10 protein-coding genes are annotated in these 13,259 nt (G+C 72.2%); 5 read left to right on the top strand and 5 right to left on the bottom strand.

The window, feature by feature from the left end:
• Positions 1–273: 273 nt before the first annotated feature.
• Positions 274–1,686 carry a type I glutamate--ammonia ligase gene (glnA, locus tag LN042_RS16695; protein ID WP_230052018.1) on the top strand — a complete coding sequence of 471 codons (1,413 nt, stop codon included), beginning with the start codon at positions 274–276 and terminating at the stop codon, positions 1,684–1,686.
• A gap of 467 nt (positions 1,687–2,153) precedes the next feature.
• On the top strand, positions 2,154–3,368 hold the full coding sequence (locus LN042_RS16690) for a glycosyltransferase 87 family protein (protein WP_230052017.1): 1,215 nt from the start codon (positions 2,154–2,156) through the stop codon (positions 3,366–3,368).
• Positions 3,369–3,745: 377 nt separating this feature from the next.
• Here LN042_RS16690 and LN042_RS16685 read toward each other — a convergent pair whose 3' ends face one another.
• Positions 3,746–5,707, bottom strand: coding sequence for an alpha/beta hydrolase family protein (locus LN042_RS16685; protein WP_230052016.1), 1,962 nt, complete (start codon positions 5,705–5,707; stop codon positions 3,746–3,748).
• A 478-nt stretch (positions 5,708–6,185) separates the two neighbouring features.
• On the opposite strand from LN042_RS16685, the gene LN042_RS16680 reads away from it, so the two are divergent.
• On the top strand, positions 6,186–7,796 hold the full coding sequence (locus LN042_RS16680; protein ID WP_230052015.1) for a DUF2079 domain-containing protein: 1,611 nt from the start codon (positions 6,186–6,188) through the stop codon (positions 7,794–7,796).
• 27 nt (positions 7,797–7,823) lie between these two features.
• Here the strand turns inward: LN042_RS16680 and LN042_RS16675 are convergent, their stop codons facing one another.
• Positions 7,824–8,975, bottom strand: coding sequence for a PP2C family protein-serine/threonine phosphatase (locus tag LN042_RS16675; RefSeq protein WP_230052014.1), 1,152 nt, complete (start codon positions 8,973–8,975; stop codon positions 7,824–7,826).
• Between the two features lie 106 nt (positions 8,976–9,081).
• On the opposite strand from LN042_RS16675, the gene LN042_RS16670 reads away from it, so the two are divergent.
• Together LN042_RS16670 and LN042_RS16665 are read left to right on the top strand one after the other, a co-directional pair.
• On the top strand, positions 9,082–9,441 hold the full coding sequence (locus LN042_RS16670; RefSeq protein ID WP_230052013.1) for an ArsC/Spx/MgsR family protein: 360 nt from the start codon (positions 9,082–9,084) through the stop codon (positions 9,439–9,441).
• Entirely contained in the window at positions 9,438–9,986 is a 549-nt protein-coding gene (locus LN042_RS16665; protein WP_230052012.1) for a DUF1697 domain-containing protein, read from the top strand. The genes LN042_RS16670 and LN042_RS16665 overlap by 4 nt, the downstream gene beginning before the upstream one ends.
• A gap of 53 nt (positions 9,987–10,039) precedes the next feature.
• On the opposite strand, the gene LN042_RS16660 is transcribed toward LN042_RS16665, so the two are convergent.
• The 3 genes from LN042_RS16660 to LN042_RS16650 all read right to left on the bottom strand — a co-directional run bounded on the left by LN042_RS16660 (position 10,040) and on the right by LN042_RS16650 (position 13,179).
• Positions 10,040–10,804 (bottom strand): hypothetical protein, encoded by a 765-nt coding sequence (locus tag LN042_RS16660; protein WP_230052011.1) that lies wholly within the window; start codon positions 10,802–10,804, stop codon positions 10,040–10,042.
• Positions 10,805–11,070: 266 nt separating this feature from the next.
• Entirely contained in the window at positions 11,071–11,916 is an 846-nt protein-coding gene (locus tag LN042_RS16655; RefSeq protein ID WP_230052010.1) for a hemerythrin domain-containing protein, read from the bottom strand.
• 219 nt (positions 11,917–12,135) lie between these two features.
• On the bottom strand, positions 12,136–13,179 hold the full coding sequence (locus tag LN042_RS16650; protein ID WP_230052009.1) for an alpha/beta hydrolase: 1,044 nt from the start codon (positions 13,177–13,179) through the stop codon (positions 12,136–12,138).
• Positions 13,180–13,259: the final 80 nt, after the last annotated feature.

Genomic DNA, 13,259 nt, shown 5'->3' with positions numbered 1-13,259 from the left:
GTAACCGGGCGCACCGGGCGCACCGGCGGCGACTCCCCCTGCGAGTGAATCCCCGTCCAGCGACCGCCACTACTGGTCTAGTCCATTCGGCGGGGAGGTTCCCGTCCGGGAAGCGATTTGCCCCGACCCGCCCGGCTTTGCCATCCGTCCCGAGGAGGCTGCTTAACATGGGGGAAACGAATGAGTCACCACGGGGAAACGGCCTGTTCCTATCGTGAGCCCACCCCGAAACGGTTGGGACGGCCGGCCGACGGACGGGTAGAGGAGACTCCGATGTTCAAGAACGCGGACGAGGTCAAGCAGTTCATCGCGGAGAACGACGTCAAGTTCGTCGACGTGCGGTTCTGCGACCTGCCTGGCGTCATGCAGCACTTCGCAGTCCCGGCAGCCACCTTCGATCCCGACGAGACGCTGATGTTCGACGGCTCGTCGATCCGCGGGTTCCAGGCGATCCACGAGTCGGACATGGCCCTGGTGCCCGACCTGGCCACCGCCAGACTGGACCCGTTCCGGGGCGAGAAGCACCTCAACATCAACTTCTTCATCCAGGACCCGATCACCGGCGAGGCCTACAGCCGCGACCCGCGCAACATCGCCAAGAAGGCCGAGGCCTACCTGGCCTCCTCCGGCATCGCCGACACCGCCTTCTTCGGTCCCGAGGCCGAGTTCTACGTGTTCGACTCGGTGCGCTTCGACACCAGCGCCAACGCCTCGTACTACCACATCGACTCGGAGGCCGGCGCCTGGAACACCGGCTCCACCGAGGGCGACGTGCGCGGCTACAAGGTCAAGTACAAGGGCGGCTACTTCCCCACCCCGCCGGTCGACCACTTCGCCGACCTGCGCGCCGAGATGTCCCTGGAGCTGGCCAAGGCCGGCTTGCAGGTCGAGCGCCAGCACCACGAGGTCGGCACGGCCGGCCAGGCGGAGATCAACTACCGCTTCAACACCCTGCTGCACGCCGCCGACGACCTGATGCTGTTCAAGTACATCATCAAGAACGTGGCCTGGCGCAACGGCAAGACGGCCACCTTCATGCCGAAGCCGATCTTCGGGGACAACGGCTCCGGCATGCACGTGCACCAGTCGCTCTGGGCCGAGGGCGCGCCGCTCTTCTACGACGAGCAGGGCTACGCGGGCCTGTCCGACACCGCCCGCTACTACATCGGCGGACTGCTGAAGCACGCCCCCTCACTGCTGGCCTTCACCAACCCCTCGGTGAACTCCTACCACCGCCTGGTGCCCGGCTTCGAGGCCCCGGTCAACCTCGTCTACTCGCAGCGCAACCGCTCGGCGGCGATCCGCATCCCGATCACCGGCTCCAACGCCAAGGCCAAGCGCATCGAGTTCCGTGCGCCCGACCCGTCCTCCAACCCCTACCTGGCCTTCTCCGCGATGCTGATGGCCGGCCTGGACGGCATCAAGAACAAGATCGAGCCGCTCCAGCCGGTCGACAAGGACCTCTACGAGCTGGCCCCCGAGGAGCACGCCGGCGTGCCGCAGGTGCCGTCCTCGCTCCCCGCGGTGCTGGAGGCCCTGGAGGCCGACCACGAGTACCTGCTGGCCGGCGGCGTCTTCACCCCGGACCTGATCGAGACCTGGATCGACTTCAAGCGCACCAACGAGATCGCCCCGATCGCGCTGCGTCCGCACCCGCACGAGTTCGAGCTCTACTACGACCTGTAAAGGGTCTCCGACCTGCGGAAATACGGGTAAGGCCAGCAGATCGGTGCAGGTCGGCGACTGGCCGACCTGCACCGGTGCTGCGCGAGTGGCGGCCGGGGCTGGTAACCGTCCGACGCGACCAATGGCCGCCCGCTCAACCCCCTGAGAGTCCGCCCCCGTCTCGCGGCGCTCTCGCGGCAGGGCCTGCGTTCCCCCCCGAGTGGACGGAGGCCCTGCCGCGACCTGCCCTCTTCCGTCTTCGGAGGACCGATCACGAAGCGCCGTTTCGCGCCCATGAAGATCGCATACGAATCCATCCTCACAGGCTGCACACATACGGGTCGGATATGGTGGCAGATCTCGTCCGGGCCGAGGGATGGCCCGGGCTGTCTCAACAGGGGGTCGTCCCAGTGCACGCGAGTGATCGGCGATTCTGGGGCGAACCGGGCCGGGGTCACACGTCCGACGGTCCCGCCATCCCCCGTACGGTGCAGTCGGCCGTCTGGCCGGCCGCCGTCCTGTCGCTGCTGTCCCTCGCGGTGTTCGCCGCGCTCCGGTACCACCAGCACCACTCGATGGTGGACATGCTGGTCTACCGGGCCGAGGGCGCGGCCGTGGTGCACGGCCAGGACCTGTACGCGATGCGGCTGCCCGGCTGGAACCTGGCCGCCACCTACCCGCCGTTCGCGGCGCTGCTCTTCGCGCCGAGCGCCTGGGTGCCGGCCGCGACGCTGCGGATCATCGTGATGTTCCTCAACATCGGCCTGCTGGCCGTCGCCGTCCACCTCTCGGTGAAGCTGGCGGGCTGGTCCGGCCGGCGGTACCACGCGGCCGCGGTGCTCCTGGGGACCGGTTTCGGCGTCTGGCTGGAGCCGGTCTTCACCACCCTGCAGTACGGCCAGGTCAACCTTGCCGTTCTCGGCCTGGTCCTGTGGGACATGACCCGCTCGGACTCCCGCACCCCCAAGGGCGTCGGCATCGGGCTGGCCACCGCCATCAAGATCACTCCCGGGCTGTTCGTGGTCTACCTGCTGCTCACCCGTCAGGTCCGGGCCGCGGCGGTCTCGATCGGCACCTTCCTGGCGGCCGCGCTGATCGGCTGGGTGGCGCTGCCCGGTGCCTCGGGCAGCTTCTGGACGAGGTACCTCTGGGACACCCGGCGGGTCGGCGAGGTCCAGCTGGTCGACAACCAGTCGCTGCGCGGCGTCGCGGCCCGGCTGCTGCACACCGACCATCCCGGGAGCGCGGTCATGGTGGTGGCAGCACTGGTCGGACTGCTGGGCCTGGCCGTGGCCGTGGCGGCCGGCCGGTCGGCGGCGGCGCTGCCCCGGGCCGAGGCCTGGGGTGCGGTGGCCACCGCGGTAGCCGCTCTGCTCATCTCGCCGATCAGCTGGACCCATCACTTCGTCTGGTGCGTCCCGCTGCTGGTCCTGCTCGCCGCCGAGGCCCGCACCTGGCCGGCCCGGTGCCTGCTCGCCGCGGTGTCGGTGGCCTTCCTGTCGTACGCCATGTGGCTGGCGCCCAACCAGGACGGCCGGGGCCTGCCCTGGTCCTGGCAGCTGCCCTCGGCCCCCTACGCGCCGGTGTTGATCGCGGTGCTGATCCACCTCGGCCTGAGGACACGTCAGGCCCGACGGCTGCCCCCGGTCGCCGCGGAAGCCGATCTGATCCTCCAGCGGGCGGAGTTGGAGTCAATCCACTAGGGCGCGCAACAAGCCGTGATCGATCTGCGCCCTCGCCCTCGCAAGGGGCTTGATCCGGTGGGCGTTTCGCGTGCCGCGAGCCCGACTGCCGCCAGCAGAACGGGAGTTCATTGAGCCGTGGGTGCCGGCCGGCGAGTACGGCTCGCATCCGGGCGGCTGCGGCTGCGGTTCGAAGGTGTGATCCGGCACTTCGAGGCGGATGGGCGGCGGCCGGAGGTGCCGCGTGAGTTCGGCGCCCGGTCGACCGCCCACCACCGCTTCCGGCGGTGGCGGAACGCGGTTGTGGTCGCGGCAGGCTGGTGAGCATGACCGCGGCGGGCCGCGGAGTCCGGAGGACTGGCTTTCGCCACTCGTCGATCGCACCTGCCCACCCGGGTTCACAGCCAGCGGTCGTACCAGGCGCGGATGCGCCGGAGGGCGTCGAGTTGATGGGCGCGCTCGTGAAGCCCGTGGCCCTCTCGGGGGTAGACGACGAACTCCTGCTCGACGCCGAAGTGGCGCAGGGCGCGATGGAAGTGGACCGCCTGGCCGAGTGGCACGTTGGTGTCCTCCTCGCCGTGCAGGATCAGGACCGGGGTGCGGATCCGGGACACGTAGGAGATCGGGCTGTTCCGGTCGTGGATGTGCGGTCCCGGCCCGTTCCAGCCGGTGCTGCCACCGAGCGCCGCGTCCATGACTCCCCAATCGCCGGTCCCGGCCTGCATGCCCCAGTCGCTGATGCCGGCGCCCGTCACGGCAGCCTTGAACCGCTCGGTCTGGCCGATGGCCCAGGCCGCCATGAAACCGCCGTGGCTCCAGCCGGAGATGCCCAAGCGTTCGGGATCGGCGACTCCCTCGGCGACCAGCAGGTCGATCCCGGCGAGGATGTCGGTCCACTCGTCACCGCCCACCGCGCCCGCCACCACGGCGGCGAACTCCTGCCCGTGGCCCGACCCGCCCCGGGGATTGGGCAGGAAGACCGCGTATCCGGCGGTCGCCAGCCACTGGCCGCAGTCGACCACACTGAGCGTGAACTCGTCGGCATGGCGGAAGTAAGGGCCGCCGTGGACCATGGTGACGAGCGGGAACGGGCCCTCGTCCCGGGTCCGGCCGACAGGCAGGATCAGCAGACCGTCCAACCGGAGTCCGTCGGCCGCCTGGTAGCCGAGCCGTTCCTGGACGCCCCAGCGGATCGTGCGCAGTTCGGGGCTGGTGTCGCTGAGCCGGAGCAGTGGCCCGCCCGTGGGTCCCGCGTGGACGTTCTTGGGCTCGCGCGCGGTGCTCATCAGCACGGCGAGGCCCGCTCCGGAGTGACTCGCGGTGAGCCCGGCGAGCATGCCCGGCACGCAGGACAGTCGGTGGAACCGCAGCGACCGCGGATCGAGCCGGTGCAGCGCGGTGTCCAGCCCGTCGGCGAACAGCGCCAGCGGCGGCCCGTCGGCGACCTGCACCAGCTCGGTGGGGCAGGCGGACATGCCGACCGTGAGATTGCGCTGCCCGACGGTCGGGCCGGTCGCCGGCGGGACCGTGTCGATCACGGCGAGCGCGCCCACCAAGTGCCCCGGGGTCACCGCCAGGTGGGCCAGGTGCCATTCACCGTCGTGGTTCCACCAGACCGGGGACTGCGCCTCGAATCCGACTGGGCCCAGGTCCTGGACGGCTCCCGTCCCCGGGGCGACCAGATGCAGTCTCGCCGTGGTGACGCCGGGGTCGAGCTCGGGGGTGGCCCAGCTCAGCACGGCCAGCGGGCCGCCGTCCGGACGCTGGGTCACCTCCACGACATCGCGGTCCCCGAGGCCGTCCACGGTGCGGACCACGCCGGTCGCCACGTCGAGCAGGCGCAGCCGGGTGACCGGGAGGTGCCGGCCCCAGACCTTCGCGTCGTCGCCCTCGGCCGCCCGGCGTTCGTCCTCCGCGGTGGGCTCGTCCTCGGCGAGCAGCGCGACGGTGCGGCCGTCGGCGAGCGGGTAGTGGTCGCAGATGCCCCCGCGCCACCTGGTCAGGGCCTCGGCCTCGGCGTCCCCGCCGGCGTCCGGACGGATCCGCTGGAGTTGAGCGGCGCCCTGCTCCTCGCGGTCGGAGGTGAAGAACAGGGAAGCGGAGTCCGGCGCCCATCTCGGGGCTGCGTCGTGGGCCGTGCCGTCGGTCAACCTGCGCGGGGCTGCGCTGCCATCGGCGGCGGCGACCCAGAGAGAGCCGTGCGGACGTCCGTCCCTCCCGCTGTTCGCGACCACGACGTAGGCCACCAGGCGACCGTCCGGCGAGATGGCCGGCGCCACGGGGGCGGCCACGTCCACCACCAGCTCCGCGGTGAGCAGTTCGGTCGGCTCGGGAATCCGTGTCGGTGCGGGGTGCGGCATGCGGACTGCCTTTCACTCGCCAGTACGACGAACAGACATCCTGTCGCACTGACGAGCCTGTGTCAGTCGGATTTCGGAGAACCGGGCCGCACGCGACCCCGCCTCCGATGCCCTGGCACCGCCCGTGGCCGGCACTGGACACGTCCCGGCGGAGGACGGCGATCCGCCTGCCCGATCGTCGGTACGGGTCGGGCCACGCACGACGGTGGATCGATGAACTCCCGTTCGCCACACGCACCCCGGTCACCTGGCCGGCGCTGACGACACGCCACCTACCGCGGTGGAGCCCCCGAGCGGTTCCGTCGGCTGCCGAACACCGGAATCGCCGGCTCCGCCTGCCACCGCGTCCCTCGAACGGCTGGACCTTGACCGGCTGCCCGCTTTCCGGCGCTACCAGCGTCTCGTCAAGCGCTACAACCACTGGGAGGAGCAACTGCCCGGCAGCCGCACACCTCTTGAACCGCCAGCAAGGAACGTCGTGAGCCCCCAGACCGCACCGCCGCAAGCCACCACCGTCGGACCCGACGTCCGGGAGGGCCGCGCTCCGCGACGCCTCTCGGACACCCGGCGCACCCTGCTGCTGACCGGGCTGTGCTTCGCGGTGACGTTCGGCACCGGGATGCGGGCCTGGTCCTCCGTCGGGCTCGGCGGGTTCGACCTGGGCATCTTCGACCAGGGGGTGCGCGGCTACGCCCACTTCGGCCTGCCGGTCTCCACGCTGAAGTACTACCACCACGACTTCCCGCCCGGCTTCTCGCTGCTGGGCGACCACTTCTCGCCGATCCTGGCGCTGCTGGCGCCCCTGTACTGGATCTGGGACGACCCGCGCTCGCTGCTGCTCGGCCAGGCGCTGCTGTTCGCCGCCGGCGTCCCGCTGATCCGGCGGATCAGCGACCACGCCTTCGCCGCCGCCGAACCAGGGCTGCGGCGCCGAGCCCGCGACCTGGCCGGCCTGGTCTTCGGACTGGGCTGGCCGCTGCTGGTCGCCTCCCAGGTCGGGTTCCACGAGGTCGGCTTCGCCGTGCCGCTGACCCTGCTGATGCTGGAACGCGGCACGGCCCGCGCGTACCGCACGGTGGTGCTGGCCGCGGTGCTGCTCTGCTGCACCAAGGAGGACCTGGGCCTGATGGTCGCCGCCTACGGCGTGGTGCTGCTGTGGCGGGCCCGCGACCCGATCGAGGACCGGGCCGCCCGCCTGACCGGCGGCGGGCTCCTCCTCTCCGGCCTCGCGGCGACCGTGGTCACCGTCCAGTGGCTGATCCCGGCGATGGGGGGCGAGCCCGGCTACTACTGGCACTACGACGCCATCGGCCCCGACGCTCCCACGGCCGCGGTGCACGCCGTCACCGACCCGGTGCTGCTGCTGCGGGCCGCCACCGACCACGCGTTGAAGCCGCTGCTGCTGCTCTGGCTGTTCGGCACCCTCTTCCTGCTGCCGCTGCGGTCCGCCACCGCCCTCTGCGCGGTGCCGCTGCTGGCCGAGCGGATCCTCTCCAGCAACCCCAACCACTGGTCGGTCGCCCGGCACTACGACGCCTTCCTGTGGCCGATCCTGCTGACCGCGACCATCGAGGTGCTCGGGCGCCTGCACGGCCCGGTCGGGACCCGGCGGGTCCACTGGCTCGGCGTCGGCCTGGCGGGCGTCAGCCTGGCCACCGCCGTGCCGCTGGGGCTGGCCGAGCTGGCCGTCCCGGCGCAGTGGTCGCCGGGGCACCGCCAGGTCGCGCTGCTCAAGGCCGCCAAGCTGATCCCGAACGGCGTCTGGGTGGAGGCGGACAATCCGATCGCGCCCCGGCTGACCGCGCGCGACCACGTGGTGCTGGTCGACCAGGCGCCGCGCGGTTGCGAGTACGTCCTGCTCCGGTCCGTCGGGCGCTCGTTCCCGTTCTCCACCGACCAGCAGCAGCGGGAGCGGCTCCGGCTGCTGCTGGCCCACGGCTACCAGGAGGTCTACGCGGATGACGGTGCGGTGCTGCTGCACCGGGTGGGCCACCGGCCCGTTCCCGGCGAGCACGTTCCGGGGCGGGGCAGCAAGCCGATCCAGGACGTGGTGCCGCCGGATGTCGGGCACGACCTCTTCAGGGGCTGATCACCTCTTGCCACGGCTTCCCACGGCTCAACGCACCGGGGTGAGCGCCAGCAGGGCCAGGTCGTCGCGGGCCGGACCCGCGTGCCGGACCAGGTCCTCGGTGACGAACGAGACCAGTTGCTCGGGCGTGACCGAGGGGCGGTGGTGGTACCGGGTGGCCAGCCGGGCGGTCAGCGGGTAGAACCGCCCGTCCCGGTCCCGGGCCTCGGTGACGCCGTCGGTGTGCAGCAGCAGCGTCTGGCCGGCGGCGAACGGAATGCCGGTCGCCGCCGGGGCCGGTCGGCCGCGCAGGTGCCCGAGGCCCAGCGGCAGGTCCTGCGGGCAGTGCACCGTCCGCACTCCGGCGCGCCCGAGCAGCACCGGGTCCAGATGGCCCCGGTTGACCACGTCCAGCCGGTCCGCACCCCGCCGGTGCTCCAGCAGCACTGCCGTGACGAACAGCTCCTCGTCGCCGCTCTCCACCGCCCCGCGGCGCACCTGACGATCCAACAGCTCGGCCAGCTCGACCAGTTGACCCACTTCATGGGCGGTGGCCCGGAACGCCCCGAGCAGGTCGGCAGCCGCCCGCACCGCCTCCAGGCCGCTCCCGCGCACATCGCCGAGCAGCACCCGGGTGCCGAACGGGGTGTCGCACAGCTCGTAGAGGTCGCCGCCGATCGCCACCTCCGCCTGGGCGGCCTGGTAACGGCCCGCCGTGCGCAGCTCGCCGACCTGCTCCGGCACCGGGTGCAGCACGGTGCGGCGCAGCGCCTCGCTCACCGTGCTCGCCAGCACCAGGTGGCGGGCCTGCCGCACCCGCTGCACGGCGAGCATCACGCCGGCCAGGCCGGCGAGCGCGGTGGAGAGGTATGCCCAGAGGTGGTGGTGCTCGTAGAGGTGGCCGACGCGGGCGGCCAGCAGCAGCTGGAGGCCCAGCGCGCCCGCACCGGACAGGGCGGTGGGCAACGGTCCGAAGCCGAAGGCGACCAGCACCGGCAGACCGGTGAGCAGGAAGCCCGCCGCGGTGGCCTGCGGGAAGAGCGCCTCGATCAGCAGGTCGGTCAAGAGCAGCAGCACCGGCAGCCAGCGGACCCAGTGCGGCGGCGAGCCGGGCGCGGCCGCTTGCGGCGCCGCCGGGTGGCACGGCTCGGTGGCCGCCGACACGGCGGGGCTCCTCGGGTCGCGGATCTGTGGGGGCATGCCCTCCATCGTCGCCCAACCGACCGCGGCCCGGCCGAGGGCTTTCGACTCTGCGGGACGGGACCAAGGTCCCGGTTGCGCCGGTGCCACCGCATACCCTGATCCCATGGAGATCTGGATCAACCCCCGCTGCGGCAAGTGCCGGGTGGCGCTCACCGAGCTCGACGCGGCCGGCCTCGACTACACCGTCCGCCGCTACCTGGAGGACCCGCCGTCGGTGGCCGAGCTGGAGGCGGTGCTCGGCCGGCTGCACCTGGAGCCCTGGGACATCACCCGGATCGACGAGGCGGTGGCCAAGGAGCTGGGCATGCGCGGGTGGGAGCGCGGCGACGCGACCCGGGCGCGCTGGATCGCGGCGCTGGCGGAGCATCCGGTCCTGATCCAGCGCCCGATCATCACCGCCGACGACGGGCACGCGGTGGTGGCCCGCAGCGAGGAGGCGCTGCGGTCGGTACTGCCCTCGTGACCACCTGGGTCGCCCTGCTGCGCGCGGTGAACGTGCCCGGCCGCCAGGTGCGGATGGAGCGGCTGCGGGCGCTCTTCGCGGAGCTGGGGCTGGCCGGGGTGCGCAGCTACATCCAGAGCGGCAACGTCTTCTTCCGGGATCCGGCCGGCCGCGACCGGGCGGAGCTGGCCCGGGTGGTCGCGGAGCACCTGCGGGAAGCGCTCGGCTTTCCGGTGCCGGTGCTGCTGCGCACCGTCGAGGAGTTGGCCGCCGTGGTCGAGGCCGATCCGTTCCGCGGGGTGCCGGTCACCGAGGACGTGCGGCTCTGCGTGGCCTTCCTCAGCGAGCCGCTGCCCGCCGCGCTGACGTTGCCGGCCCGGTCGGCGCGGGGCGACGTGGAGGTGATCGCCGCCACCGAGGGCGAGGCCTTCATCGTCGGGCGGATCATCGGCGGGCGGCCGGTCGGCCCTCCGGACCAGGCGTTCGGCAAGGACTGGACCGGCGAGGCGACCGTCCGGTTCTTCCACACCACCGCCAAGATCCTGGCAGCGGCCCGCAAGGGCTGACCGGCACCCGGTCAGCCCTCGCGGCGGGCCCTCGGCTACGGTCGGTCAGCCGTTCACTTGGCGCCGAGCCGGTTGACCGCGGCCTTGCTCAGCTCGAGCGCGTCGGCGGCGAGCGGCTGCATCGCCTTGTGCACCTGGGCGCTCTCGGGCTGCTCGGCGGAGGCGGCGGAGACCAGGGCGGCGGCGTGCTGCCGCAGCGCGGCCAGCACCTTCGCCACGCCCCGGGCGGCAGCCGGCTGGACGTCCCGCTGGATCGGCCCGCCCTGCTGCACCGGGCCGCCGGGGACCTCGGGCGAACCGGGGCGCTCGGGGCCGCCGGGGTTGATCGCACCCTGCTGCGCCGGGGCATCCGAGGATGCCGAGTCGGCGGCCATCGGGGAGGCGGCGTCGGCCGGGGACGCCCAGTCGGCGGGCGACGCGGGGTCGGCCGGCGAGGCGGGGTCGGCGGGCGAGGCGGGGTCGGCGGGCGCACCGGACACGATCGACTGGTCGTCCACGATGTTGCCCTTCTCGGCGGGCAGCGCCGCCCTGAGCTGGTCGGCAGCAGCGTCCAGCTTGGCCAGCTGGTCCTTCAGCGTGGCCGGGTCGGCGGTGCCGTTCGCCGGGCTGCTGGTCGCGGCGAGGTCGCCCACCAGGTGCAGCACGGCGCCGAGGTCACCGATCGCCTCCAGCGTCTTGGGAGCGCTGGGGGTCCCGGCCGCCGGGCTGATCATCGGGTGGTTGTCAGAGTCCGCGTGGCTGATGGCGATGCCCGTGGTGACGGCGAGCGAGCCCGCCAGCGCGGCGGTGGCGAGGACCGAAGTCCACTTTCTCTGCATGAGGGTGGTGTTCCTTCCGAGGTTGACTCAGGCCGGTGACGGCCTGTTCCCACCTTCTCCACCCACCGTCACCACCCGCCACCACGGCAACCCGAATGGGCGTCTACTCCTCCGCCAGTTGCGGCCGTGCGAGCATCGGAAGTCGGCCCCGGAGCCTCAGACCCGGGCTTGACCGCGGACCGGGTCCGCGTAGGGCTGATCGTCCCGACCGGCGGCCGGCCGGAAACCGGGCGGGCCCCCGCGGCGCGGGCAACGGGTGCCGGGCCCTACCCCTCGCCGGAGGGAGCGTCACCCTCCAGGTGCTGACGGACGCCGGCGTACTGCTCGGGTGTCCACTGGGGCGAGGTGGCCAGGTGGTCCTCGACCCAGGCGTCTATCGCCTTGCTCATCTGCTCGTCCTTGGTGATCATGCCATCGCTCTCCGGAACCTCGCCGGGCCAGAACCACCGCCTCGGGTGGGGCCACTGGCGGGCCGTCAGGTCGTCGCACTCGGCGAGCAGCGCGTCCACCTGCTCCGGCGCCACCCCCTCCAGCAGCCACGCCAGCGCGTCCGGCGCCCCGGGCCCGTCGGCCAGCCGCAGCAGGTCGAGCAGCTCGCCCAGGGTGCCGACCCGAGACTGCGGGGAGAGCTGCAGCGCCATCACCGGCAGCACCTGCTCCTCCTCGATCCGCAGATGGGTCTCCAGCCGGGCGGCCAGCTCCTCGACCGCGTAGGCCACCGGCCAGGCGCTGGCCGGGTCCCGGGTGGCGATCCGCATCAGCGTGGTGGTCCGGGTGAACGAGTGGTCCAGGTTGTGGTGGTCGTCCTCCAGCCAGTTGATGAGCAGCCGCAGCTCCGGGGCGAACCGGCGCAGCAGCGGCCAGATCCGCCCGTCCTGCTGCTCGTGGTGGCAGGTGAGCATGGCGGTGAGGAAGTCCCAGTGCCGCTGCAGCGCCTCGGCACTCGCTTCGTCGTCGGGCTGCAGCAGGCGCAGCGCGGTGGGGATGCGGGCCAGGTCGCGGCGGAGTGCGGCGTGGACCAGCCGCAGGCCCGCGAATCGGACGGGACGCACGGCCGGAACCGCCTCACTGGCGCCGCGCTGGGCGGGGACGGAAAGCAGATGCGACTGCATGGCACTCTTCTCGGCACTCAGGGCGGACTCGGGGGACCTGGCGTCGGCGTCCCACCCGTGCTGGTCGGGTAGCGCGATGCCGTCGCCCACAGCGTGTCGGCAGTCGATCAGAACCGAATCAATGCTGGATTGCCGCGCAGGTCAGAGGCCATGCGGGGACAAAACAGGGCGGTGCTGACGAGGTGTCAGCACCGCCCTCGGCCGGTCGGCGTCAACGGCTCAGGGGGCGGACGGCCCCGCCATGTTCTTGGTCAGCCACTGCAGGGTGTCCGGGATCATCTTCTTGAAGTGCGAGGTGAGGTGCCGGCCGCCGGGCTGCTCGTAGTAGTCGATCTTGAGCGGCGGCGTGGCCTTGGCCACCCAGTTCTTGACCAGCTTCACCTCGTCCGGGGTGGCTCCGCCCGCGGTGGCCAGCATCCGCACGTCGGCCTTGGACTGGCTGACCAGCACGTCGGGGCTGTTGGCCAGCCGCTCGGTCTCGTGGCCCTTCCAGAACGAGGAGTCCGGGTCGAAGTAGCCGTCGATCGGCACCGCGGCCTTGTACTGCTCGGGGTGCTGCATGGCCAGCTTGGCGCTGCAGAACGCGCCGGTGGAGGCGCCCATCAGCCCCCAGCCGTCCCGGCTCTTCAGGGTGCGGAAGTTGGCGCGCACGAAGTCCGGCACGTCCTGGGTCATCCAGGTCTCCATCTTCGGCTGGCCGGGGATGTCGCTGCAGTCCAGGGTCTGGTGCTCGTTGGCCACCAGGTTCTGCACCGGCATCACCATGATGAACGGATGGGCCTTGCCCTGCTTCACCAACTCCTCGTCCTCGACCTGGATCGGCAGCTGGTCGTCGGTCCAGGTGTTGTAGCCGTTGCTCTGGCCGCCCGCGTAGAGGGTGAGCACCGGGAAGCCGTAGTCGGCGTACTTGGGGTCGTTGTACTCCGGCGGCAGCCAGATCCAGACCTTGGCCGTCACACCGGACTTGGGGCCGGCCAGCGTGGTCATCATGATCGGGCCGGCCGCCGTGTCGCGGGCCTTGGTCAGCTGGGTGGCGGGCCCGGTGGGCATCAGCACCTTGGAGTCGCTCGGGCTCGGCGGGGCGCTCGGCAGGCCGCTCGCCGGACCGCCCGGCGACGACGGGCCGTTCGGGGACGCACCCGCGGCCGCGTCGGTCGCCGGCTTCTTGCCGTCATCGGAACCGCCGCACGCCGAGAGCGCGGCGGCCAGCACCAGAACGGCGGCGGACAGGAAGACACGGGAACGACTGGGGCGCGGCTGCACGGTGGGCGGACTTCCGGCTGGTGGGTGGGTGCCCGGGCCGAACCGGCCCGGGCCGCGCCGGCCCGGGATCGGGCGGCGAC

Source organism: Kitasatospora humi (assembly GCF_020907985.1).
In the GTDB taxonomy this organism is placed as follows: Bacteria; Actinomycetota; Actinomycetes; order Streptomycetales; family Streptomycetaceae; genus Kitasatospora; species Kitasatospora humi.
This window is presented reverse-complemented; position numbering and strand designations above follow the sequence as displayed.